This is a genomic window from Paenibacillus sp. RC21 (assembly GCF_044907935.1).
In the GTDB taxonomy this organism is placed as follows: Bacteria; Bacillota; Bacilli; order Paenibacillales; family Paenibacillaceae; genus Paenibacillus; species Paenibacillus terrae_A.
Genome location: NZ_JBIYCS010000007.1, coordinates 137,820 through 162,775, shown reverse-complemented (window position 1 = coordinate 162,775; position 24,956 = coordinate 137,820). Strand labels below are relative to the sequence as shown.

Below are 24,956 nucleotides of genomic sequence, written 5' to 3'. Positions count from 1 at the left end.
TTAATTCACCGTCTTAATCTCCAGGCCGTGACATTTAAAGTTATAGTTGGGGTTTTTCATAACCTCTTCTTTCTGAAGTCCATACATGGCTATTTTATAGTTTATTTCTTCTAAGTGTTTAAAACTTTCGTCAATTTTCTTCTGCACTTCCAATTTATGCTGCATCAACATTTCTTCTCTTTGTAAATAGGTAATATTTCCCAATTCATAAAGTTCCTTGTAATCCTTTATTTTTGAAAGAGGCATGCCTGTCTCTTTGAGGCAACGAATAAAAGAAATCCAATCTATTTGTTGTTCGCTATAAACTCTACGGCCTTTTTCGTCACGAGATATATTTGGTAATATCCCTTGCTCTTCATAAAATCGAAGCGTCTTTGCAGATACATTTAAATTCTCCACTACATATGTCATTGAATACAACATCTACTTGTCCCCCTCCTTTAGTTACAGTTACTGTAACTAAATATATATCATAAAGAGAATGACAACGCAAAAAATCTATATTTAACCATATAAAAATAAATACTTGACTTGCCGTAACGGAAACCAATTAAACTGAAATAGAAAAGAAAATATGAGAGCGAGGTTAATGAAATGAATCAGAAATACAGTAGGTTATTTGAATCCTTCACATTCAGAAATGGAATAACAATTAAGAATAGTATCGTTATGGCACCTATGACAACCTGGTCAAGTAATGACGATCTTACCATTTCGGATGACGAAGTAAAGTATTACAAACAAAGAGTGAATGGAGTAGGACTCGTCATTACAGGGTGTACTCATGTTACACCTAATGGGCAGGGTTTTACGAATGAATTCGCTGGGTACAATGATGAATTTACTCCAAGTCTACGAAAATTAGCTGAGGCAGCGAAAAGTGGAGGCGCCCCTGCGATCCTACAGATTTTCCATGCTGGCAATAAAGCCGTGCCTGGATTGGATGCAGTTAGTGCGAGTGCATTGCAACCCGAAGTTACTAATTTAGGTTCAACTTCAGAAACAAGAGAACTATCACATGAGGAGATCTTGTCGATTATACGTGCTTTTGGAGACACAACGAGAAGAGCGATTGAAGCCGGATTTGATGGCGTCGAAATTCATGGGGCTCATGGATTTTTAATTCAGAATTTCTGGTCGCCAGCGACAAATCAACGGACGGACCAATGGGGAGGATCACTTGAAAATCGCTTGCGTTTTCCATTGGCAATTATTGAAGAAATCAAAATTGTCATTGAAAAACATGCTACAAAACCATTCATTTTAGGATTCCGATTTTCCCCTGAAGAATCCTCCAAAGTGGACGGATTACGTATGAAAGACACGTATGAATTAATTGATATCCTTGTTGAACAGGATTTAGATTATATACATGCTTCATTAGACAATGTGTCTTCAAAGCCAGTAGATAGTCAAGATGAAAAAACACGGCTTGAATTAATTCTTGAAAGAGCAAACGGTAAGGTACCTGTGATGGCTGCTGGTTCCATAATAACACCGGATGATGCTCTTAAAGCTATGGAATTAGGTTTGCCGCTAGTCGCCATTGGGCATGCGTTAATTATGGATCCTAATTGGGTTGAAAAGGTCGCAAATGGACGTGAAGCCGAGGTAGATTCTGAATTGAACGTTTCGAAACTCAACCAGCTTAATATTCCAGAGAAACTTTGGAATGTATTTCAAGAAATGCCAGGTTGGTTTAATATTAGTAAATAAAGAGTAGTCCTAAAGGCTACTCAGATTGACGAGAAACCCAAGTCTTTTATGAGACTTCGGGTTTCTTTTGCTGATTCTAAGGTGCTCCGTCCATCCGTAGTTCGATAGGGCAATTCTTGCTGTTGCGGACACACATACCGCGTATGTTTCGATCTTGAAGGCCTTTGCAAATAGAGGGCGTTAAATAACCTGAATCTAAGGCTACCGCTCCAGAATATTGTTGCGTTAAACTGCCCGTTAGCGTAACGATCGATCCTCGATTAATGCTTTTTTTCTCAGTTTGGAAAATAAAAGGATCTACATATTAGTTATGCATAATATGTAGATCCTTTTATTTTAATAAGTTTTTTTCAACCAAGGTCTTGATAATTTTCAGTCTAATACTTTATTTTCCTTTCACGATAGGCTGGCACGCAAAAAAGGAGCATTCATCCCCTGTCCTTTAAGGGATGTGAATGCTCCTTCTCGTTTATCATCTTAGGATCATGATCTTATTTGCTTTATGACCGCAGCAAGCGCAAGCCGTTCAAAATGACAAGCAACGTGCTGCCCTCATGCCCGATAACGCCAAATGGCAAAGCTATATCTTGCACAAAGTTGCTAATGATGAGCAGTAAAATGACACTTACGGCGAAGATCATATTCTGCTTGACCACCCGTTGTGCCTTGCGTGCCAGTGCTACCGTCGGGGCAATCTCTTCGATGCCATCGTTCATCAGCACCACATCCGCGACCTCCAGTGCGGCTCCACTACCATGCATACCCATGCCCAGTCCGACCGTTGCGGCAGCCAGTGCCGGAGCATCGTTCACACCGTCGCCGACCATGACGACATGCCCGTACTGCTCCCGAAGCATGCGAATATGATTGACTTTGTCCTCCGGCATCAGACCAGCGTATACCGCATCGACTCCGGCCTGCGCCGCGATCACGGCGGCGGTTTCCGGGCGATCTCCGGTCAGCATAACGACCTGAATTCCCTGCGCTTGCAGGCGTCTCACCGCCTCCTGCGCCTGTGGCCGCAGCTCGTCGCGCAGTGCCAGCATCCCAACTATCCTGTCATCCGCGAGGATAATGGATACGGTTTTACCCTCGGCTTCCAGCCGGGCACGTGTTTCTACCCATTCCGGCTCTGCCAGCGGGCCAGCGTCATCCAGCGCATCCGTGCGCCCGATTTTCCACCTCACCCCGTCTACCATGCCTTCCATTCCCCATCCGGTTAGAGACTGTACTTGCTCCACTGCGGGAAGCTCTCGCTGCCCCAATTCAGCTTCGGCTTTGGCTACAATCGCTCGTGCCAACGGATGCATGGAGTAGCTTTCTATTGCCGCGACAATGCGTAACAGTTCATTAACATCGTAGCCTGTGGCGGTAATCCAGTCGGTTACAACAGGCGAACCGATGGTCAGCGTACCTGTTTTGTCAAAGGCGACGACAGATGTCAGCGCCATATTTTCCACATGCGCACCACCTTTGAACAGGATGCCCCGACGGGCACGGTTGGAAATAGCCGACAGCATGACTGGCATAATGGACGACACGAGTGCGCATGGTGAGGCCACAACGAGAAATACCATTGCCTTGTAAAATGCCGCTGCCCACGTCCATCCCAATACCATTGGCGCACCTGCAATAACAATCAGCGTAACCGCAACAACAATTCGGGCGTAAATCGACTCGAACCTTTTGATAAACCGTTGGGAATCGGGGACCTCTGTCTGCGCTTCCTCCACCATACGGATGATTTTTGAAAATAGAGTGCCTTCGGAGGATTGACTAACCTCCACGTACAGCACGCCTTCCCCGTTAATGGTGCCCGCATATACCTCGTCACCCGCCGCTTTGTTCACCGGAATGGATTCCCCGGTAATAGATGCCTGATTCACCGCCGAAACCCCCTTGGAAATCCGGCCATCCGCCGGAATCAGCTCGCCCGGCTTCACCAGCAGCAGATCACCCGGCAGCAGTTGCTCAATACCGACCGTTTCTGTCCCCTCGCGGGACAGACGCAAAGCCGTTTCCGGCTTCAACGCCATCAGCTCGGAAATATCCTTGCTGCTGCGCTCGGTGGTATAGCTCTCCAGTGCACCGCTGAGTGCAAAAATGAAGATCAGCATTGCTCCTTCATTCCAATAGCCAATAGCCGCAGCCCCCAATGACGCTGCGATCATGAGCAGGTTGACATCCAGTTCACGTTCACGGACCAGCGTCTCAATGCCTTCTCTAGCTTTAGACCAGCCACCTAGGGCGTAGGAAACCACATACAGGATGACCGCCAGCCATTGCGACCAATGCGAGACGCCCCATGCCATCAGCATAAGTGTTCCACTGCCCAGAGCAGCCTGCATCTCCTTGTTTTTCAGCATGCTTTTGAGCTGGAATTGTGGTTTGCGATTCGGGCCTGGCCGTCCGCTGCCGCTGTTTTTTGAAAGTATCCGATCAGAGGGAGACAATGTCTTTTGAAGTTGTTGAACTGCTTGCATCATGTCACATTCCTTTCCTTTTTTGTTCTTTGTTACTGCATCTCATTGAGAATGATATCCATTGTTAAGTGCCTTAAAATAGCACATGCTGCTTCGGGAAGCCCGAAACAGCATGTTTGGCAATGAGAATGATAATCATTTTTGCATTTATGCAATTATTTTGGTTTAGAGAAACTTTCGCTTTATTATAACCCTTTTCTTCTCCAGTTGTAAACCAACATTCGCCCAAATAAAAAAGATACCTGCGCAAACAGCGCAGATATCCTATATATTTTAAAAGCATGCTGTCATACGAATTGCGTGTTACCTTCGGGATTGGGCTACAGCGGAAACCGCTGGGCGGGGCTTTGTAGAGCAACAGAGCCTTGTTGCTGCTCTGCTTGTTGCAGCAGTCCGAAGCGTGCAGCCGCAAGACGTGCAACGGAAGCTGCTTTTTCCGGGCAAATCACGCCCGTTAGCCCGCTTCCCCAGATGGCAGCTTCATCCAGCGAATCGTGAATAACATCTAACGCCACCCATACGGGCAGCTCGGATTTCACACCCCGAATAGCGTGCGTCATGCATTTTATCGTTTCACTGGTGTTCTCAAAACTACCAGCAACGGGTTGATTCAACCGATGCACGGCCTCGCCATTATATGATGGAATCGGTGCGATTTCCAAAATCACCGCATCGGCAAAACGCGCCATATCTGCGGCTTGAACCGCCTGCTTGATCTGTTGCGCTTTCACTTCCGGCATGAGGTTGGCGCTGGCAGACTCATGAGACGGTTTGGCCTGCCTGTTCCATGTTTGGCTGACGTTGAGCTTCGAGGGGGCATCGACCGTCAAAAGCACGCCTACCCGATATGGAATGCACCGCAGGCGGCCGCATAAGGTCTGCTCCGCAACACCGTCTATCCAGTCCCGGGTTGCCTGGAATTGGTTCACGCCAGCCGGATTGCGCACCACAATCTCCAACTGCGGTTCTCCCCCCCGCTGCACACTTCGCAACGCCGCACGCAGCAACGCCTCCAACTGCATATCTTGCAAGCTTCCGATGCCCACCGCATTGTTTTGTTCGATCAGGGCGATTGTGAGTGGTAATCCGTTCAGAGACTCGAACAAGCCTTCATACTCTGTTTCCAGCAGCCCGATAATTCGCCGGGACAGATGCTCACACAATCCGGGCAAGCCAGATGCCTGATTAAAGGCTTTGTACGTGTCTGATGCACGGGAGCCTGGAATAAGGAGGGGGTCAGGCTCCCCGTCAGGACCATGAATCGTATGCCCGGACTCTGCCGCGTCCAGATAGGCACGGCATAATTCAGCCACACGGCTGGACGACTGCGACAAGGGGCCGTGCAGAAGACTATAGCCATCAAGGCTGCCCATACTTAGACCGATCGTTGACTCCTTGCTTGTATAATTCACATGGGCAGGATTATCAGCATAGATACGTATGAATGTACGCCTGTATTCATCGCCCCACTCCAGCAGTGTGGTCATCGCTTCCCTGTCATCGTTGCCCTTATTCAGCAGCGTTTCCCCTATTAGCTCGGAGTCCGCAGCCAGCAACGCCTCCTCTTGACTGATCCTGCCCTGTTCGGCTAATCCGACCAGCCAGCCCAGCGGGTCTTCCTCCTGTGAGGCAGATACTTCACTGCACCCTGCCAGCACCGACTCGATAGCCAGTCTCTGTGCAGCAGCGACCTTACTCCCTGACTCGGGGTCATCGCAATCCCGATTGTTTTTTTCACTCAATAGTTCTGCGAATACATGCATCAGTTTAGCCTCCATGCTACAAATCCATCCTTTCTCCCGTCAGCAAGTTGGCACACACGAATTTGAGTATCCCACCATAAAAGAAAACGCTTACCTATTAGACGTCAAGTGGAATTCAAATGAGCCTTACCTGTAAGGTCCCTACCTTAACGTATTAGGCGCACCCCACATTTATACATATCTGTAGAACGACAGGAAAGCATAGATTAAACTGCAGCATGAAACGAAAAAAAACCCGGATTTCAAAGGATGAATACATCCGATGATAACCCGAGGGCATTGATTTTTTTATTCAAAAGAACGTACTTTCAGTACACGCATAACATTCAGTACGGCAAGAAGTGTTACGCCCACGTCGGAGAATACAGCCTCCCACATGGTAGCAATACCGAACGCACCCAAAGTGAGAAACACGGCTTTGACGCCTAGTGCAAATATAATATTCTGCCATACGATGCGGCGTGTACGCTTGGCGATATGAATCGCTGTAACCAATCTTGAAGGTTCGTCGTTCATGATCACGATATCCGCCGCCTCAATCGCGGCATCTGAACCCAAACCGCCCATCGCTACACCTACATCCGCCAGTGCGAGCACAGGGGTATCATTAATCCCGTCGCCCACGAACAAAATCTTGTCGCCCGCTTTTTTACTTGCAGACAGTTGTTCAATCGCTTCGGCTTTATTCTGGGGTAACAGCTCTGCACGTACTTCATCCAGACCCAACTGTCGTCCAACGGCCTCTGCAACCGTCCGGTTGTCACCTGTCAGCATGATCGTTTTCACTATACCCAGCTTTTTCAGTGAAGCAATCGTTCGTGCCGCGTCCTCCTTGACTTCATCCGAAATCAGGATGCATCCGGCATACGTTCCGTCTACAGCCACATGAACGACCGTTCCTTCATCCATCGTTCCTGCACGTTGTGCATCGTCAAAAGCAACTTGCTCCCGCTCCATCAGCTTCGCATTCCCGGCCAACACCAGACGACCATCTATCTGCGCTTGAATCCCATGACCGGAAATCTCGCTATATTGCTGTACCCGCTCGGCTTGAAGCTCCTTGCCATAGGAATCACGCAGGGATGCCGCAATAGGATGCGTGGAATGCAGCTCCGCCAAAGCAGCCGTTTCCAGCAGGCTTTCCTTCGTAAATTCTCCGGCAGGATAAATGCCTGTTACACGGAAAACCCCTTTGGTGAGTGTACCTGTTTTATCAAAAACAGCATATTTCACATGGTTCAGTGCTTCAAGATAGTTCCCGCCTTTAATCAGCACACCTGAACGGGAGGCTGCCCCGATGCCGCCAAAGAAGCCCAACGGAATGGATACGACCAGCGCACATGGGCAAGAAATGACGAGGAAAACAAGTGCACGATATACCCAATCTGCAAACTGCGCTCCCGGTACGACGAGCGGTGGAACGACTGCCAGCAGCAGCGCAACGATAACCACAACAGGAGTATAGTATCTGGAAAACTTGGTGATAAACTTTTCGGTCGGCGCTTTTTTGGCGCTCGCATTTTGCACTAGCTCCAAAATTTTGGCGACTGCTGATTCGCTGAATTCCTTGCTAACCTCTACAGTTAAAAGTCCGTTCGTATTGATAAATCCGCTCATCACACTGCTTCCCGGCTCTACGGTACGAGGCACGGATTCACCCGTCAGCGCCGAGGTATCCACATGCGATTTTCCGTCTACAACTTTACCATCCAGCGGAATCTTCTCGCCCGGCTTGATTACTATCAGACCACCTACACGCACATCCTCGGGTGACACCCGATTTACGGAATCAGCCGTCTTCAGGTTGGCATAGTCCGGTCGAATATCCATCAGGTCGCTGATAGATTTGCGCGAACGATTAACCGCAATGCCCTGGAATAGCTCACCGATTTGATAAAAGAACATGACGGCTACGCCTTCCGGATATTGCCCAATTGCAAATGCACCAACAGTAGCCAGCGTCATCAGGAAATATTCGTCAAAAGCCATTCCTCGCACCAGACTGCGCACAGCCTGCATGACTACATCTCCACCAACAATGATATATGCCAGTAAAAACAGTGCCAGCTTGCCTAGGCCCTCTACAGGCAACCACCAGGCAACAGCCGCAACGACTGCACCAATAGCCAAGCGTGTAATCATGCGGCGTATACCGTCTGTACCGTGGTCATGTGTATGCCCGGCATGGCTGTCATCTCCATGCGAATGTGAATGAGCATGTGTGGAATCACCATGATCATGTGCATGTTCGCCATGGTGGTGGCCATCATGGGCATGAACTTCCTCAGCATGTGCTTCATGACTATGAGTATGACCTGTGTGGCTGTGAACTCCATGTTGTTGGCCGTTCTCATGCGTATGTCCTTCACTATGCTCATGACTATGGGTGCGCTCCCCTGCGCTGCCTGCCTGTGCTGCACCCGCCACACTGCGACTGTTCTCACCAGAGCGTCCCCGGGCGCTTTTTACGATCATTCGGACGTGAGGCTCCAGTCTGTGAACCTTCCGTTCCGTTTGACGAAAAATCTCCTCTTTTTGATCCGAGCTTGCTGTCATCGTCAATGTTTTCGTTACAAAATTGACCGAGCAATCAAGCACACCTTCTATTTTACTGACTCCATTTTCAATCTTTAGAGCACAGTTGGCACAATCCAAGCCTTCCAAAATCCATTCGTGCCGTTCCGTTCTTTTCAGAGCATCCATAATCATTGGCCTCCAATTAACTATATATGAGCAACTGTTCATATATTATTTATTAAACTCATTATATTCAGTATCATGAGTAAAAGTCAATGATAATAGCCCCTTTCCGCCAAATAAATCTATTTCATCGGACAAACACCAAAAGAGCGCCAATCGCTTGGCGCCCTGCTTTTTTTCTATCCCAAAATTATTGATGTGAAATGTGCTGGTGGGTTTGCAAAAATATCTGCTCCACATGATTATCATCCAGCGAATAAAACACCGTTTTGCCTTCCTTGCGCCGTTTGACAATGCGCAGATTGCGCAAATAACGAAGCTGGTGAGATACCGCAGACTGCCCCATATTCAACACCTGGGTCAAATCATGTACACACAGCTCCTTCTGGGCCAAAGCGTAGATTAGCTTGATCCGTGTCGGATCACCCAAGGCTTTGAACAGCTCCGACATTTTGTATGCGATGGAATCCTCAACAAGAGAAGATTTTATGTGTTCGATTTCTTTGTCTGAACCGTGACAAGCCGGCTCGCAATCCAAAGCTTCCGTTTCAGAATTCATCCTTTTCACCCCGTGTATTTCGACTTGATGCTCCTATTATAGCAAATTCGTAGAATTTACGAATAGCTTATATTACAGCTTGCCCTGTAACGGAGAATTTTCAAGTCTCAATGCCTGGGTATCCACCCTATATAAAGTTGTGCTAAATAAAGCTTAATTCAACGTTTTTAATGCTTCATCACTGTAAGGCACGAGTTCCTCTATCCGTTTATCACGTAACTTAACCGCAAACGCCGGGTCAACCAGTAAAGCCCGTCCAACCGCAACCAGATCAGCTTCCTCTCGCTCTACTTGCCCAACAAGTTGTTCTAATCTTGCCTGTACGCTACTCGAATTATCGGTCTGGCTGTTATTATTTTTTTCCAGTTCACTCAAAAAAGCCTTCTCCAAACCAATGGAGCCAACAGTAATGACCGGCTTGCCTGTTAGCTTTTTGGTCCAAGCTGCTAAATTTAGATCAGACCCTTCAAATTCCGGTTCCCAAAAACGGCGGCTTGAGCAATGGAATACATCCACCCCGGCCTTCACCAATGGAGCCAGAAACTGTTCAAGCTCCTCCGGTGTCTGTGCCAATTTCTCTCCATAATGGTACATCTTCCACTGGGAAAATCGCAGTACAATTGGAAAATCCGGACCCACTGCACGACGACAAGCCTCAATGACCTCCACCGCAAACCGAGTACGCTGGGCCAAATTGCCTCCGTACTGATCTGTACGCTTGTTGGTTTTATCCCAGAAAAACTGGTCAATTAAATAGCCGTGTGCACCATGAAGCTCAATGCCGTCGAATCCCACCTGCTGGGCATCGGCTGCGGCTTGGGCATAGGCTGCGATAATATCAGCAATCTCGGTCTCAGTCAACGGCTCAACTACCTTTTCACCAGCAGGAGTGATACCGGACGGACCGACGGGTAATGCCTCGGGATTCGGCTGGTTAGCCGCGCCTATTTTCCGGGCCGCACCCACATGCCAGAGCTGCGGAATAATCTTGCCACCCGCCGCATGAACCTCCTCGACTACCTTCGCCCACCCCTTCAAACCTTCACCATAAAAGTTAGGAATACTCGTGTGCTCCACGGCTGCGGGATGATTAATAGCAGTTCCCTCGGTAATAATCAATCCGACTGCATTTTCCGCACGGCGACGATAATACGCGGCAACCTCAGGGCCTGGGACACCTTGAGGAGAAAAATTCCGTGTCATTGGAGCCATAACGATCCGATTGGGAAGAGATAAGTTACCTGCCTTAAAAGGTTTAAATAGTATATCTGTATTCATTATTTTCATCCTCCGCTCTCAACTAGTGTTATCGTTTTCACCCTACTGTTATACAATTCCATTTTACACAAAGTTAAACTTGAGTTCAAGTAGCCACAGTTTATATTCCAACACGATACTCACAAAAAAAGAGGAAGCGGCTCTAAGCTGCTTCCTCTTACCTAATTAGTTTGTACTTATTATTGTGCTACCATGTTGTATTCCATAATCCAGACAGAACCGCCAACAATGGTCAACAGGATGACTACACCAAAAATCAAAGTCATGACATTCCAGCGTGGTCCATTACTTTCACGGATATGCATGAAGAAGAATAACTGCACCAGAAATTGCAGCACTGCTGCGGCCAAAATAACAACCATAGTTGAAGTGCGACTCAACATATGATTCATGACCACACCGAGAGGAATGATGGTCAGTACGATGGACAGAATAAATCCGATTACATAGGATTTCACTGAACCGTGAGACTCATCATGACCATGCGAACCCGCTCCTGATTGATGCTGTGCCATCTACATCACCCCCATCAAATAGACGACTGTCAGCAAGAAGATCCAGACAGCGTCCAAAAAGTGCCAGTACAAGCTCAATGCCGAAACTTTGCCCTTCGTCTCTGGAGTGAGCCCGCGTTTTTTCAACTGAAACATAAGGCCGATCATCCACACCAGACCTAACGAAACGTGAAGTCCGTGCGTACCGACCAATGTGAAGAATGCCGACAGGAACGCGCTCGTTCCAAAATTGGCTCCTTCGTGTACCAATTCAACAAACTCGTAAACCTCAAAACCGATAAAACCAAGACCCAGGATCGCCGTCACGATTAACCAGTTGATTAATCCCTTCATGCTTCCTTTGTTCATGGCCAACACAGCCAGACCGCTTGTGAAGCTGCTTGTGAGCAAGAGGAACGTTTCAATGATAACGCCCGTCATGTTAAACAGCTCTGCGCCCCCAGGTCCTCCAGCTGTGCTGTTCCGAAGGACGACGAAGGTTGCGAACAAGGTACTGAACAGGATTACGTCCGTTACAAGAAAGATCCAGAAACCAAGCATCTTCAATTCTTGTGGATCGTGATGCCCGTGGTCATGATCATGGCTGTGATGTGCTGCTGCTTGTGCCATTATACAGACCCCCTTATTGCCGCTTCCGTGCGTTTTACCTCATCCGCAGGGATGTAGTAGTCGCCATCATACGAGAAGAAAGAACGACAAATCATACAAATCGCAACGCCGATCAGACCCGGAATATAGAAGATCGACCACCCGAATACAAAACCGAAACCTGCGATGAAAAAGAATACCGACATAATGAATGGAATCGCCGAGTTTTTCGGCATATGAATCGCTTCAATTGGCGGTTGCTTTCTGAAAATTCCTTTTGCTCGTTTGTCTTTCTCTGCCCACCAGTCATCACGTTCTTCTACTTGTGGGATGGTAGCAAAATTGTATTCCGGTGCAGGTGAAGGGATCGACCATTCCAACGTATGACCACCCCAAGGGTCGCCAGTTGTATCCTTCAGCTTGCGGAAATTTTTGATACCCAGAAGAATTTGAAGAACCTGGAACAAGAAACCAATCCCCATCAGGAATGCTCCAACGGTTGATACAAGGTTAAGCGGCTGCCAGCCAGTATCCCAGCCGTAAGTGCTCAGACGACGTGTCATACCCATCAGACCGAGGGAATATTGTGGAATGAAACACACATAGAAGCCGATATTCCAGAACCAGAAAGCCCATTTACCCGGCGTTTCAGGCAGAGTGAAGCCGAACATTTTAGGCCACCAGTAGTACAGACCTGCCAGATAGCCGAACACTACACCGCCAATCAGAGCGGAGTGAAAGTGAGCGACCAGGAAGTAACTGTTATGGAACTGGAAGTCCGCAGGCGCTACAGACAACATGACGCCCGTCAAACCTGCAATCAGGAAATTCGGAATAAAGGCGATTGCCCACATCATAGGTGTCTTAAATGTGATCTTACCCCGATACATCGTGAACAGCCAGTTAAACACTTTAACCCCTGTCGGTATTGCAATAACCATCGTCGAAATGGCAAAGAATGCATTAACATCTGCGCCTGATCCCATCGTGAAGAAGTGATGCGCCCAGGTGAAGAAGGACAGGATAGCAATCATGAACATGGCGTAAACCATGGATTTGTAGCCAAACAATTTCTTTTTGGAGAATACGCTGATGACCTCGGAATAAATACCGAAGGCAGGTATAACCACGATATAAACCTCAGGGTGACCCCACATCCAGATCAGGTTGATATACATCATTGGGTTACCGCCGAAATCAAGTGTAAAGAAATGTCCTCCTCCGAAGCGGTCAAGGAATAGCAAAGCTAAAGTAACCGTCAAAATCGGAAACGCGAAAATGATGATAACACATGATGAAAATACGGACCACGTAAAGACAGGCATTTTCATCCAGGTCATACCAGGTGCGCGCATTTTAATAATGGTAACAATAAAGTTAATCCCCGTAGCCAATGAACCTATACCAGAAATCTGTATACCCCAGATATAAAAGTTCTGACCGACGCCGGGACTAAATTGCAGCTCCGAAAGCGGTGGATAACTCAACCAACCTGCGTCCGGCGAACCGCCAATAACGAAGGACAGGTTGAATAGCATCGCTCCCATAAAGAACAGCCAGAAGCTCAGCGCGTTCAGGAAAGGAAACGCAACGTCACGCGCACCAATTTGAAGTGGTACCGCGATGTTAAACAAACCAAACATCAATGGCATCGCCATAAACAAGATCATGATCGTGCCATGCGTTGTAAAGATCTGATTGTAATGCTCAGGATGCAAAAGTGTAACATCCGGTGTAGCAAGCTGTAAACGCATCAACAGTGCGTCCACGCCTCCGCGGAACAGCATCAAGATGGCTGCAAGGATATACATAATACCGACTTTTTTATGGTCAACGGTAGTCAACCAGTTTTTCCAAAGCCAGCCCCATTTTTTGAAATAAGTGAGCACAAACACGATCCCGATCATCGCGAGAGCGATAGAAACATCCGCTCCATAAATCATTGGGTCTCCAGTAACGAAGAAAGTGGATGCAAACTCTTTTATTTTGTCAAGCATTGGGGGCCTCCTTCCCTATAATCATTTAATTGTGTCCGCTCATATTCATATTACTCATGGTGCCTGTATCTTCAGTGCTGCCAGACTTGGAAGAACCTTCTGTGGATGCTCCGCCATGTCCGCCATGAGGATTAGGAGCTCCTTCCACTACATACTTGGTCACAATATCCTGGAACAAACCGTCTGGAATCGAAGAATACTCATCAGGCTGGGACAAACCTGGTTTTGCAAGCGCCAAATAGCCGTCCTTTGTCAGCGGTTTGGACTGCTTTTTAATGTTAGCGACCCAGTTTTTATACTCTTCATCCGACTGAACCTCTACATCAAAGCGCATTTGTCCAAAATGCTCACCGCTGAAGTTTGCGCCCGAACCAAAGTAAGTTCCTTCTTGATCAGCCTGCAAATGCAGCTTCATGGCCATGCCTGACATGGTGTAGATCTGGCCGCCCAATTGCGGAATCCAGAACGAGTTCATCGGCGCATCAGCAGTCAGCTCGAAACGGACCGGAACGCCTTTAGGAATGTGAATTTCATTGACTGTAGCAATACCTTCCTCCGGATACATAAAGAGCCATTTCCAGTCCAGTGCAGTTACTTGGATGGTTACTGGCTTTTGTGTGCTTGCCATTGGCTTGGAAGGCTCCAGCAAGTAGGTATATCTCGCAGTGATAACCGCAAGAATCAAGATGACAACAATCGGAATACTCCACCATACGGTCTCCAGTTTTTTACTGTCGTCCCAGTGGGGTTGGTACTTCGCCTTGTTATCCGGCGCGTCGCGATAACGCCAAATGATGAAAAAAGTCAAAAACATGACCGGTACAATTAGAAGTGCAGCCATAGACGTTGAAAGAATGATCAGCTCTTTTTGTGCTTGCCCAATAGGTCCTTTCGGATCGAAAACAACGTATTTTCCGCCAGCATAAAAACACGTCCAAATGAGCAATGCTACCGTGAGCACGGTCAAAACCAACGCAATAATCGCTTTTGGTTTTTTGTTCATGTTGTTCCCCTCTCCTTTAATAATAAATTACTCAAAACTTACGAACTCCTGTAATGTTGCCCCTATATAAGATATCAGAAAAGAGGGGACTTTTTTTATTGTTAACAGAATTGTCGATTATTTGTCCGTTTTTTGTGAAAAACCTCTCTAAAAATAAAATTTCTCTTGCAAATTCAAAATCTACTATTACTAAAAAGGTGACATAAGCCAAAACTATATCGAAGCATTCCAAGGAAGACAGACTGCTTGTAGCTGAAGTTTGTTCTTGCGATGTCAGGAAGCAAAAACGGGGCTCCAGACAGTTTATTGTTCCACACTGTACGAAGACCCACGTTGTTGTTTTTCTATAGATGTTTTTTCAGTTGTATTAACTGCGTCCCTTCTCCTGATCTTCCTTCTTGCGGGCAATGACCAGCCCTTTTCCGATCATATAAATAAAAAATCCGCCAACGACACATCCAATACCCACCATTAAATATATATTACGATCACTTAGATTACCTAAATTGAACAAAATAAGAATAACGCCTACAATCCAAGCGAGCCAGGCGATGACAGACACTGAGCGGCTCATTTGCTTTTCGTTCGATCCTGATTTTCTAAAATTCGAAGCCATATCCTCCACTCCCTCTGGTCTAAAATTGATGAAGCGCCCTCTTCGGGTATTTTTGTCAGTATGCACAATCCCTGTGATTATATTCTTAATCGCTTCACCATACTTTTAGCAACCTGCAATTCAACTTGGATATTATTACCCCAGAGAACTCGTTGTTCAAACAAAAGGGAGCGAAGACAGGCCAATGTCCGCTTTAGTATCAAAGTACATTTTCTTTTAACGTCTGGTCTCCAGCCAGTTGTTACTTACCACATTTCGATACCAATAGTAGCTTTCCTTGGGGGTGCGGGCCAGAGTGCGGAAATCGACATGAATCATGCCGAATCTCATATTATATCCTTCAGCCCATTCAAAATTGTCCATAAGCGACCATGCCATATAGCCTTTCACATGAAGGCCGTCATGAATCGCCCGATGTACCTGCACTAAATGCTGCTGCATATAGGAAATACGGCGGTCATCCTGAACCTTGCCATTCACAATCTCATCGTTGATACAAGCCCCGTTCTCTGTAATGTAAATGTCGATGTTGCCGTACTTTTGCAAATAATGCAGTACCTCATACAACCCGCGCGATTCCACCGGCCAGCCGATATCTGTCACAGGCAGCCCCATATTAATCTCTTCGGATTGAAGGAATCCAGCTTCGGGATTAAAACGATTGACGGACATAGCGTAGTAGTTTATACCGATCAGATCAATAGGTTCGCTAATAATGTCCATATCTCCTTCCTGAATAGGTACGGTAGCTCCTTGCTTAGCAAACCAATCTACCAGAAACTGAGGATACGAACCCTGATAGATGGGCTGGAGAAACCAGTCACTATGCAGGGAAACCGTACGCGCACACGCCGCTTTGTCTTCCTCGGAAGTGCTATAGGGCACAGCCCATGAGACATTCGGCGCTATGCCGATCTGACCGCTGGTGCCCAACTCGCGGAAACGACGTACAGATAGACCATGCGCAACCAGCAGATGATGCCCAACGTTGATGGCTGTCTGGAGATTTGTCAGACCAGGGGCATGAACTCCCAGCATATTGGATAAAAAAGCGATGCACCACGGCTCATTAAACGTCAGCCAATGGTGTATTTTTCCATGAAACTCACGGAACATCGTCTCCGCATACTGGACAAATGCCTGAATCGTGCGACGGTTCTCCCATCCTCCTGCATCTTGAAGTACCTGCGGCAGATCCCAGTGATACAGCGTACAAAACGGCTCAATTCCATTTTCGTTCAGCATATCTACTACGCGATGATAATAGTCCAATCCTTCTTGATTAACTTCACCGTCACCATTGGGGAATATACGCGGCCAAGATACCGAAAAACGATATGTACGAATACCCAGCTCCTTCATCAGCCGGATATCCTCTTCGTAGCGATGATAGCTGTCACAGGCTACATTCCCGTTATCTCCGTTGAACACCTTGCCAGGCGTATGGGCAAAGGTATCCCAGATGGACAAACCTCTTCCCTCCTCCTCATAGGCCCCCTCGATTTGATAGGCTGCTGTTGCCGTCCCCCACATAAAGTCCTGCGGAAATTGAAAAATGGTCATATTTGCTCTTCCTCTCCATCAATAATAATCGTTTGTCTGTCCGTTATTTCCTGCTCTTTGGTAAAATTCCATGACAAAATGAATCCTCCATGCTTCGGATCAGGCTGAGCCTGCCGAGCATCTGCGCTAAACGGATGAGCACTGCGAATCGTGCAGCGTCCCGTCGGGGCGGATGCGGTAAGTTCCGCGCGGACGAGCCGGGAACCGGACCATTCCATGCCAACCGTCATCCCGCCATGCCCCCGCAATCCGCTGACCCGCCCCTCAGGCCATGCAGAAGGCAGGGCAGGCAGCAAGGTCAGCTCACCCGGACGGCTTTGTAGCAGCATTTCCGCGATACCCGCCGTCGCTCCGAAGTTGCCGTCGATCTGAAAAGGCGGATGAGCGTCGAATAAATTGGGGTAGGTCGAGCGCGACAGCAACGTGCGAACATACCGATGCGCTGCTTCGCCATCCTCCAACCGCGCGTACAGGTTAATCAACCAGGCGCAGCTCCAGCCGGTATGACCTCCGCCATGATCGAGCCGTCGGCGCAGAGATATGCGGGCCGCCTCCGCCAGCTCCGGGGTATCGCGAACATGAATTTGTCGGCCAGGGTACAATCCATACAGATGCGAAACATGTCGATGTCCCGGCTCCGCTTCCTCAAAATCGGCAAACCATTCCTGTAACTGACCGTGACGACCGATCTGATAAGGCAGCAGGCGTTGCAGCGTTTCTTCACAGCGGTTGCGGAACTCATCGTCTAATTCCAGCAGCTCCGCAGCCTGAATGCAATTGCTCAGCAACTCCCGAATTAACGTCATATCCATCGTGGAGCCCATGGATATACTGCAATCCTCTCCGTCCGGAGTTTTAAATTTGTTTTCAGGTGATGTAGACGGAGAGGTCACTAGCCAGCCATCCGGGCCTTCCACGAGCCAATCCATACAAAAGGCGGCTGCTCCCTTCATCAGCGGATAAGCTTGCTCAGCCAAATAAGCCATATCCTGAGTAAACAGATAACGTTCCCATAAATGGGCGGTTAGCCAGACACCCCCGAGCGGCCAAAAGGCCCAACTGGCATGGCCGCCTGACGGTCCGGCATACCTCCACACATCTACATTGTGATGGGCCGACCAGCCTTGCGCACCATAATGGATCGAAGCAACTCTGCGTCCCGTACGGCTGACTTCTCCAATCATGTGCAGCAAGGGTTCATGGCACTCAGCAAGATTGCATATTTCCGCCGGCCAATAGTTCATCTGGGTATTAATGTTAGTTGTATAATTGCTGTTCCACGGCGGCTGCACCCGGTCATTCCAGATACCCTGAAGATTGGCGGGCTGACTGCCTGAACGCGAACTTGCTATCAGTAAGTAGCGTCCATACTGAAACAACAGCACCTCCAAATCCGGGTCCGTCTGACCTTCGCGGTACTGCTCCAATCGCAAGTCAGTCGGAATTTGTCTTTTTGTCATTCGATCCGTCCCGATATCATTCCCAAGCTCTAACTCAACGCGGCCAAATAGTCCCCGATGATCTTGCTCATGCCGTCGCTTCACCTGCTCGTATCCAAGCGAGACTGCTTTATCCAAAGTAACTTGGCATACGCCTGTCGGTTCCGCTGCATCACTGTCCGGTTTAGTATCAAATCTCCGGAATCCGGTAGCTGCGGCTAAATACACCGTGAGTTTATCCGCACCCGATACACTCAGCACTCCGTCAGCATCCTCTGTCAGCGTCCCCCCCTCGGGGATAACCCGCGCCTGAACCGCAAAGGCCATCCCCAATTCATCCTCGTAAACAACCGACTGCGGATGATCCCCGCGATAATTTGACTCCACATGGCTGGGCGCTCGTCCGGTTAACGTAATTACGTCCCTCGTTGATTCATTAGATGGGCCATCTTCCTTGTGACTATCCCACGGGGATGAATCACCAAAATGTGCATCCTCGCCAGCCTCGGTTTCACAAGGATGCGGTGTAGTTATACGCACGATTGCATTGATCTTTCCAGGCCTATCCGCAGTCAGCGATACCATAATAATTCCATCTGGTGCACTGGCGATGACTTCACGAGTATAACGGATACCCCCGTTATGAAAAATGACCGCAGCCGTTCCGGTGGTCAAATCCAATTCGCGTTCATACTCCACAATTTCCCCAAGTTCCTGCTGTGTAATCCACAAATCTCCCAAAGGCTGATAAGCCTCCGTATCCCGCCCCAGCATATTCGTATTGATCAGATGCTCAGCATCCTTGTATTTTCCGTCCGCAATCAGTTCCCTGACGGGCTTCAAATATCTCAATGCATTATACTGAACGCCATCCCTGGGAAATCCGGACCAGAGCGTATCCTCGTTTAATTGCAAACGCTCCTCCCCGATCCCGCCAAAAACTATCGCGCCCAGCCTCCCATTGCCGACAGGCAATGCTTCCTCCCACACCTTAGCAGGCTGGCGATACCATAAACGCAGGGATTTATGCTTTTCGCGTTGTCTCACATCGAACCCTCCCCCATTGAGATCAAACAGAGCGCCAATCCCGTATGAACCACAAGGACAAGCGCTCCGTCATTCCGACAACCCATCATTTTGTTGCGCCTCGTTAAGTCAGCTCGCTATTTAGAAGCCTTGCCGCTCCACAATTCCACTCTGTCCTTCACCAATTGAGTATATTGTTGCTCCATTTGTACCGCTCCGGCGGCATCCAGCTCTTTAATCATGTTGTCGTATATCGTATCAAAATTGGAAGCCGGAGCTAAAATAGCTTCCGGTATACGTTTGCGGATAATATCTGTCGTTTTTTTGAAGGTGACGTTATAGTTGGATTCATTGTCTGTCGTCAGGTTATAGGCTGCGCCCCAAGGCTTTACATCAAATTTTTTCTTGTCCGGGAACAGTTCTTTCCACGTTTTTACGCCATACGCTTTAAGTGATTCTTTCTCCGGCTCCGAATAAGCCGCGATAATTTGCTCCGGGAATTTGGCAGTGTAGTAGTTACCCGTAGGGTCCTTCACTCCGTCGCCATAGTGTCCGCTGAGTAACGTGTACAATTCTATTCCAGTGGATTTATTGAAGTTGGTTGCATTATTCGTTTTTTGCTCCAATACATCAGCCGGGATGACGCGTTTGCCGTCTTTGGTCTCATAATGCTTGCCTTCGATGCCCCAGTTCACTAGCACCTGTCCTTCATCGGATGCTAAATAATCAAGGAATTTAATAGCCCGCACCGGGTCCTTGCAATTTTCCGTAATACCTACACCATAACCGGACGTGAAACCCGTATCCTGAAAAGAACGATCCTTGTATTCCTCGGAAAGTGTAACTGGAAAATGGGCGTAACTGGAATCGGCCTTGCCTGACGCTTTTAACGCATTTTCAGCATCCTGGTAACCCCACTCCTGGTCGATCAGACCGAGGACACGACCGCTGGCAATTTTGGATTTGTATTGATCACTTTTTTGCACAAACGAATCTTTATCCAGCAACCCTTCATTGTACATGTGGTTCAACCAACGGAAATATTCCTTTTCTTCTGGACGTTTATAATGAAGTTGGGCTTCAAATGTTTTGGGATCAATAAAATATTCACCATCATCCGGCGCTCCAGTCGTCTGGAAGGCAGGATTCGTTACGGTAATCATAATTCTCCAGTCGTCTGCATCCAGCGTGAGAGGGATCGTTTTTTTGCCATTGATCGTCGGATGCTTGGCTACATAGGTTTTGAGTACGTTTTCATAATCCTGTAGCGTTCTTACCTTTGGATAACCTAACTCCTTGAGCACCTTATGCTGAATTTCAAATCCCCCCGTCGCGTCAAAACTCTCCTGTCCCACACCTGCATACGTAGGAAGGACATAGATGGATTGATCTTTATTACTGTATTTCAAACGATCCATATAGGGTCCGTATAGCTTTTTGAGATTGGGTGCGTGATCATTAATCAGATCTGTCAGATCAATCATGGCCCCCGCATCCACGAGCTTGCTGATATTCGCTTTAGGAGAAACCAAGTCCGGGTATTCTCCACTTGCTGCCATCAAAGCAATTCGGTCATCTCCACCTCCGCCGCTGACATCAAATTCCGCATTCAAGGTTACACCTGTTTTCTTGGTGATTTCCTTGCCTATTTCATCCTTCATTCCATTCCATTGCGGGCTTGTATCTGCTCCGAAGAAGCTAAACGTAATCGGGTCTGTGCCGCTGGATGTACCTTCCTTTGCTGCTTTATCGCTTCCCCCACAACCTGCGAGTGTGGTAAGTGACACCGCGAGCAAGGGAATCAGTGCAAATCTAGACCAGTGTTTTTTCATGTATAAATCCTCCTATATTCATATGATGACTTAGCCTGCAAATAACTGTTGCTTTACACTCAGGATTCTGGCTTTTATGATTTCACCGCTCCCAGCGTCATCCCGCCTACAAAATACTTTTGCAGGAACGGATATACCATCAGAATGGGAAGTGTAACCGTAATTGTAATTGCCATTTTAATCGACTCTGGTGAAATTTGAGCCATTTGCTTAGCCATATCGTTACTATTCGCCATACTGGAGCCGCCTTGCTGCGTACTTTGCAGTATCTTCATCAGCTCATACTGCAGCGTCGTCCATTGTGGCGCCCCACCATTATACAAATACGTATCAAACCAAGCATTCCACTGACCTACTGCCAAAAAAAGAGCAATCGTTGCCAATACTGGTTTGCACAGCGGCAAAATGATTTTCCAATAAATTGTAAAATCATTCGCACCATCCAGCTTGGCAGACTCCTGTAGCGCATACGGCAAACCATCCATAAAGGAACGAATGACAAACACGTTAAATGCGCTAATTAAGCCTGGAAAAATGTACACCCAAAATGAACCCAGCAGATGCAGATCCCGCATCAAAATAAACACGGGCACCATCCCGCCGGAAAAATACATCGTCAACGCCAAAAACGTAGAAATAAACTTACGAGCGCGAAACTCGACCCGACTCAATGTAAAAGCAAGCATAGACGCGCATATCAATCCGAGTACCGTCCCGACCAATGTACGAAGAATAGATATTTGCAGACCCTGAAGAAGGCCATCGTACTGGAAAATTGTTTTGTAATTTTCAAGCGTAAATTGGCGGGGCCATATATAAATACCGCCGCGAACCGTGTCCGTTGAATTGTTCAGGGAAATCGCAAGTACGTTCAGAAACGGGTACAGCGTCAACACCACGATTAGAGCCATGAGGATATAGTTGAACAGGTCAAACAGCTTTTCAGACCGAGTAGCATTAAATGCCTTATTCGTCATTTTGCTTCTCCCTCCCTACATGATGCTTTCTTTGGTCAGTTTTTTGAATATACCGTTCGCCGTAAACAACAGCAGAATGCTGACCAGTGAGTTGAAAATACCAATTGCCGTCCCGTAAGAGAAGCGGCCCAAATTAATCCCGTAATTCAGCGCATACAGATCCAGCACCTCGGAATAATCCGTCACGAGACTATTGCCAAGCAAGAACTGCTTCTCAAAACCGTTGCTCACCAAATGTCCAATCGCCATAATGAACAGAACAGCAATCGTCGAACGGATACCTGGCAGCGTAATATGCCACATCTGTCTCCAGCGGCTCGCCCCGTCCACACGCGAGGCTTCATACTGCTCCTGGTCAATTCCGGTAATGGCGGCTAAATAAATAATCGTATTCCAGCCTGTCTCTTTCCATATATCGGAAGCGGTTACAATGTACCAGAACCAGCTCCCCTTCGCCATGAACTGAATCGGCTCATCCACAATATGAAGCGCTATCAATAAATCATTAACAATTCCTCCGTCAATGGACAGCATTTTCGTAACCAATCCGGCGACAACCACCCAGGATACAAAATGCGGGAGGTAGGATATCGTCTGCACAAATCGTTTGAACAGCATCCCCCGTAGCTCATTTAGCAGAATGGCAAAAAAGATCGGTACAACAAAACCAAATACAATACCCATCAGGCTCATCGCCAGCGTATTGCGTAATACAAGATAAAATCGTTCATCCTGAAATAGCTCAATAAAGTTATTCAGCCCTACCCATTTCTGGTCCGAAAAAGATTTGGCCGGCTTATAATTTTGAAACGCCATCGTCCAGCCCCACAGCGGAAGATAACTGAAAACAAACACCCATATGACGAAAGGAATGGACATAAAATAAAGGTACTTTTGTTGCTTTACACTGTCCCACAAGCCTTTTTCTCCACGCCCGCGCTTCGGCCCGCGTACCTTGCGCAGTCTGCCCCGGTTAGACTCAGGAATCGTAGCACCAGCATTGGAAGCGGTTTCAGTTGATGATTCCATAGCAAGCTCCTCCTTGTATATAGTTACTATTATCATACTTTGCTAGCTTGAAAGCGGATACCCAACGAATTAGGAGAAAAATCAGTTCAAAATTAGATATATGGGGAGGGAGTTGAAAATTACGTTCGTGCCACTACGTATGCGGATGGTGCTTCCCATCGCTGTTGCTTGTACAGCACCATTCCGCCTGCTCCGTTTTCCGTGTGAATTTTCAAGTTAAATTATAGAATACAAAAAGACCAGCAATGTAAGCTGGTCAAACCTCTCAATCATATTCTGCAACTAATTGGCGGGTGTACAGATGTCTGTCGGGAGCAAACAGTTCCTCCTTTACAAACTCGTCCACCAAACGGCCTTCGTGCATGACTAGCACCCGGTCACACATATATTGCACCACAGGTAGGTCGTGGGAAATAAACAGATACGAAAATCCCAGCCTCCCCTGCAACTCCTTGAGCAAGTTTAGCATTTCTGACTGAATTAAGGTATCCAGGCTGGATGTTGGTTCATCCATAATAATGAGTGCAGGCTCCACGCTGATAGCTCTTGCCATGCAAAGCCGTTGCTTTTGTCCACCGCTGATTTCATGAGGATATCTATCCAGCAATCCAGGTGATAAGCCCACAAATTCCAGCAATTTCACTGCTATTTCTCTTCTGTCTGAACCACAGTCTTTCAAAAAAGATGGAACCTTTCGTTCCAGTTGATCCAGTGGCTCCATGACGGATTCCAGTAAACGAAACCTTGGATTTAGCGCCGCAGAGGGATTTTGAAATACGGCCTGCATCTGTCCTTTATAACGTTTTAACGACTGCCTGTTGCCTGCTTGAACGGGTGTTCCCTGAAACCGGATTGTTCCTCGATCTATAGCTTGCATAAGCATAATACAGCGTGCCAAGGTGCTTTTTCCACTGCCGCTTTCTCCGATCAGCCCCACACATTCACCCGCTCGAATCGTCAACGATACCCCGCCAAGCACTTGTCCCTTTTTGCGGTAAGATTTATGAAGGTCCTGCACGACTAAAAGTTCAGGTTCAAGTATCTGGTTCATAAAGATGTTACCGCCCTCTCTATATGGACTCATGCACGGATTTCATTGATGGGCGCAAGGATGGAATAGCTTCAATCAGCCTTCGGGTGTAGGGCTGTTTCGGGTTGTTCAACAATGGCAATGTGTTCCCCGTTTCCATAAGCTGGCCTTCACGCATCACAGTGACTTGATCGGCGTAGCGCTTGACGTTTCTCAGGTCATGCGAGATGAACAAAATGCAGCATTGGGTGCGTTCTTTTAGCTCTGAAATGATCCGTAAAATTTCGTTGGCATTCGTTTGATCCAATGCTGTCGTAGGCTCGTCCATAATCAGCAGTTTGGATTCCAGCATGATGGCTACCGCAAGCGATATTCTTTGTAGCTGCCCACCGCTGAGCTGAAATGGATAACGGTTGTATATTTCTTTCGTTAATCGAACGTGTTCGAGGACTTGCTTGATGCGCTCTTTTCGGCTTTTGCGTTCTAACACATGATGTGCTTTTAGCGTTTCGTCCATTTGTTTGCCTATGGTGATAAACGGCGTAAACACGCTGGCATAGTCCTGAAAAACATAAGCGATTTCCTGCCCGCGAAGGCGTTCTCTTTCTTTCTTGGACAGGGTGAGTAACGAGCGCCCGCACAATTCGATCTTACCGGATTCTACCCAAACCGTTGCAGGAAGCAGATCGCCAATCGACAGCGAGGTCATACTTTTTCCACTACCGCTTTCACCAATCAGCGCATGGCACTGTCCCGCACTAATGGATATATGAAGATCACGTACAATCAAGCCTTGCTCGGACTTCAAATGCAGTCCGGTTATTTCCAGAATATTCATCATT

General features: G+C 47.5%; 19 protein-coding genes. 1 reads left to right on the top strand and 18 read right to left on the bottom strand.

Annotated features, from left to right (window positions below):
• Positions 1 to 423 (bottom strand): MerR family transcriptional regulator, encoded by a 423-nt coding sequence (locus tag ABIA61_RS20945; RefSeq protein WP_283653326.1) that lies wholly within the window; start codon positions 421 to 423, stop codon positions 1 to 3.
• A gap of 171 nt (positions 424 to 594) precedes the next feature.
• Here ABIA61_RS20945 and ABIA61_RS20940 point away from each other — a divergent pair, with 171 nt between their 5' ends.
• A complete protein-coding gene (locus tag ABIA61_RS20940) occupies positions 595 to 1,716 on the top strand; it encodes an NADH-dependent flavin oxidoreductase (RefSeq protein WP_283653327.1) in 1,122 nt (373 codons plus the stop codon).
• A gap of 500 nt (positions 1,717 to 2,216) precedes the next feature.
• On the opposite strand, the gene ABIA61_RS20935 is transcribed toward ABIA61_RS20940, so the two are convergent.
• From ABIA61_RS20935 to ABIA61_RS20855, 17 genes are all read right to left on the bottom strand, one after another.
• Entirely contained in the window at positions 2,217 to 4,199 is a 1,983-nt protein-coding gene (locus tag ABIA61_RS20935; RefSeq protein WP_404581233.1) for a heavy metal translocating P-type ATPase, read from the bottom strand.
• Between the two features lie 320 nt (positions 4,200 to 4,519).
• Positions 4,520 to 5,977 carry a PEP-utilizing protein gene (locus tag ABIA61_RS20930; protein WP_404581221.1) on the bottom strand — a complete coding sequence of 486 codons (1,458 nt, stop codon included), beginning with the start codon at positions 5,975 to 5,977 and terminating at the stop codon, positions 4,520 to 4,522.
• A 273-nt stretch (positions 5,978 to 6,250) separates the two neighbouring features.
• A complete protein-coding gene (locus tag ABIA61_RS20925; protein WP_404520777.1) occupies positions 6,251 to 8,665 on the bottom strand; it encodes a heavy metal translocating P-type ATPase in 2,415 nt (804 codons plus the stop codon).
• 187 nt (positions 8,666 to 8,852) lie between these two features.
• Positions 8,853 to 9,221: an ArsR/SmtB family transcription factor gene (locus tag ABIA61_RS20920; protein WP_014278144.1), complete on the bottom strand. Its 369-nt coding sequence runs from the start codon at positions 9,219 to 9,221 to the stop codon at positions 8,853 to 8,855.
• 153 nt (positions 9,222 to 9,374) lie between these two features.
• On the bottom strand, positions 9,375 to 10,499 hold the full coding sequence (locus ABIA61_RS20915; RefSeq protein WP_404520776.1) for an NADH:flavin oxidoreductase: 1,125 nt from the start codon (positions 10,497 to 10,499) through the stop codon (positions 9,375 to 9,377).
• Between the two features lie 179 nt (positions 10,500 to 10,678).
• Positions 10,679 to 11,014: a cytochrome o ubiquinol oxidase subunit IV gene (cyoD, locus tag ABIA61_RS20910; RefSeq protein WP_283653331.1), complete on the bottom strand. Its 336-nt coding sequence runs from the start codon at positions 11,012 to 11,014 to the stop codon at positions 10,679 to 10,681.
• Entirely contained in the window at positions 11,015 to 11,623 is a 609-nt protein-coding gene (gene cyoC / locus ABIA61_RS20905) for a cytochrome o ubiquinol oxidase subunit III (RefSeq protein ID WP_137060315.1), read from the bottom strand.
• Entirely contained in the window at positions 11,623 to 13,599 is a 1,977-nt protein-coding gene (locus ABIA61_RS20900) for a cbb3-type cytochrome c oxidase subunit I (protein WP_283653332.1), read from the bottom strand. Before ABIA61_RS20900 ends, cyoC begins: the two co-directional genes overlap by 1 nt.
• Before the next feature lie 25 nt (positions 13,600 to 13,624).
• Positions 13,625 to 14,602 (bottom strand): ubiquinol oxidase subunit II, encoded by a 978-nt coding sequence (cyoA, locus tag ABIA61_RS20895; protein ID WP_283653333.1) that lies wholly within the window; start codon positions 14,600 to 14,602, stop codon positions 13,625 to 13,627.
• Positions 14,603 to 14,969: 367 nt separating this feature from the next.
• A complete protein-coding gene (locus ABIA61_RS20890) occupies positions 14,970 to 15,218 on the bottom strand; it encodes a hypothetical protein (protein WP_283653334.1) in 249 nt (82 codons plus the stop codon).
• Positions 15,219 to 15,434: 216 nt separating this feature from the next.
• The gene (locus tag ABIA61_RS20885; protein WP_283653335.1) at positions 15,435 to 16,781 is read right to left on the bottom strand and encodes a GH1 family beta-glucosidase; all 1,347 of its coding nucleotides are present in this window, start codon (positions 16,779 to 16,781) and stop codon (positions 15,435 to 15,437) included.
• Positions 16,778 to 19,267 (bottom strand): glycoside hydrolase family 95 protein, encoded by a 2,490-nt coding sequence (locus tag ABIA61_RS20880; RefSeq protein WP_404581220.1) that lies wholly within the window; start codon positions 19,265 to 19,267, stop codon positions 16,778 to 16,780. The genes ABIA61_RS20885 and ABIA61_RS20880 overlap by 4 nt, the downstream gene beginning before the upstream one ends.
• A gap of 116 nt (positions 19,268 to 19,383) precedes the next feature.
• Positions 19,384 to 21,078: an ABC transporter substrate-binding protein gene (locus ABIA61_RS20875; protein WP_404581219.1), complete on the bottom strand. Its 1,695-nt coding sequence runs from the start codon at positions 21,076 to 21,078 to the stop codon at positions 19,384 to 19,386.
• 74 nt (positions 21,079 to 21,152) lie between these two features.
• A complete protein-coding gene (locus tag ABIA61_RS20870) occupies positions 21,153 to 22,055 on the bottom strand; it encodes a carbohydrate ABC transporter permease (RefSeq protein ID WP_404581218.1) in 903 nt (300 codons plus the stop codon).
• Between the two features lie 15 nt (positions 22,056 to 22,070).
• The gene (locus ABIA61_RS20865; RefSeq protein WP_283653338.1) at positions 22,071 to 23,084 is read right to left on the bottom strand and encodes an ABC transporter permease; all 1,014 of its coding nucleotides are present in this window, start codon (positions 23,082 to 23,084) and stop codon (positions 22,071 to 22,073) included.
• A 265-nt stretch (positions 23,085 to 23,349) separates the two neighbouring features.
• On the bottom strand, positions 23,350 to 24,135 hold the full coding sequence (locus tag ABIA61_RS20860; protein ID WP_404581217.1) for an ABC transporter ATP-binding protein: 786 nt from the start codon (positions 24,133 to 24,135) through the stop codon (positions 23,350 to 23,352).
• A gap of 19 nt (positions 24,136 to 24,154) precedes the next feature.
• The gene (locus tag ABIA61_RS20855) at positions 24,155 to 24,955 is read right to left on the bottom strand and encodes an ABC transporter ATP-binding protein (RefSeq protein ID WP_404520769.1); all 801 of its coding nucleotides are present in this window, start codon (positions 24,953 to 24,955) and stop codon (positions 24,155 to 24,157) included.
• Position 24,956 lies beyond the last annotated feature (1 nt).

Excerpts from the sequence above, each read along its gene's own strand:
- ABIA61_RS20945 (WP_283653326.1), bottom strand. The coding sequence starts at position 423 with ATGTTGTATTCAATGACATATGTAGTGGAGAATTTAAATGTATCTGCA.
- ABIA61_RS20940 (WP_283653327.1), top strand. The coding sequence starts at position 595 with ATGAATCAGAAATACAGTAGGTTATTTGAATCCTTCACATTCAGAAAT.
- ABIA61_RS20935 (WP_404581233.1), bottom strand. The coding sequence starts at position 4,199 with ATGCAAGCAGTTCAACAACTTCAAAAGACATTGTCTCCCTCTGATCGG.
- ABIA61_RS20930 (WP_404581221.1), bottom strand. The coding sequence starts at position 5,977 with ATGGAGGCTAAACTGATGCATGTATTCGCAGAACTATTGAGTGAAAAA.
- ABIA61_RS20925 (WP_404520777.1), bottom strand. The coding sequence starts at position 8,665 with ATGGATGCTCTGAAAAGAACGGAACGGCACGAATGGATTTTGGAAGGC.
- ABIA61_RS20920 (WP_014278144.1), bottom strand. The coding sequence starts at position 9,221 with ATGAATTCTGAAACGGAAGCTTTGGATTGCGAGCCGGCTTGTCACGGT.
- ABIA61_RS20915 (WP_404520776.1), bottom strand. The coding sequence starts at position 10,499 with ATGAATACAGATATACTATTTAAACCTTTTAAGGCAGGTAACTTATCT.
- cyoD (WP_283653331.1), bottom strand. The coding sequence starts at position 11,014 with ATGGCACAGCATCAATCAGGAGCGGGTTCGCATGGTCATGATGAGTCT.
- cyoC (WP_137060315.1), bottom strand. The coding sequence starts at position 11,623 with ATGGCACAAGCAGCAGCACATCACAGCCATGATCATGACCACGGGCAT.
- ABIA61_RS20900 (WP_283653332.1), bottom strand. The coding sequence starts at position 13,599 with ATGCTTGACAAAATAAAAGAGTTTGCATCCACTTTCTTCGTTACTGGA.
- cyoA (WP_283653333.1), bottom strand. The coding sequence starts at position 14,602 with ATGAACAAAAAACCAAAAGCGATTATTGCGTTGGTTTTGACCGTGCTC.
- ABIA61_RS20890 (WP_283653334.1), bottom strand. The coding sequence starts at position 15,218 with ATGGCTTCGAATTTTAGAAAATCAGGATCGAACGAAAAGCAAATGAGC.
- ABIA61_RS20885 (WP_283653335.1), bottom strand. The coding sequence starts at position 16,781 with ATGACCATTTTTCAATTTCCGCAGGACTTTATGTGGGGGACGGCAACA.
- ABIA61_RS20875 (WP_404581219.1), bottom strand. The coding sequence starts at position 21,078 with ATGAAAAAACACTGGTCTAGATTTGCACTGATTCCCTTGCTCGCGGTG.
- ABIA61_RS20870 (WP_404581218.1), bottom strand. The coding sequence starts at position 22,055 with ATGACGAATAAGGCATTTAATGCTACTCGGTCTGAAAAGCTGTTTGAC.
- ABIA61_RS20865 (WP_283653338.1), bottom strand. The coding sequence starts at position 23,084 with ATGGAATCATCAACTGAAACCGCTTCCAATGCTGGTGCTACGATTCCT.
- ABIA61_RS20860 (WP_404581217.1), bottom strand. The coding sequence starts at position 24,135 with ATGAACCAGATACTTGAACCTGAACTTTTAGTCGTGCAGGACCTTCAT.
- ABIA61_RS20855 (WP_404520769.1), bottom strand. The coding sequence starts at position 24,955 with ATGATGAATATTCTGGAAATAACCGGACTGCATTTGAAGTCCGAGCAA.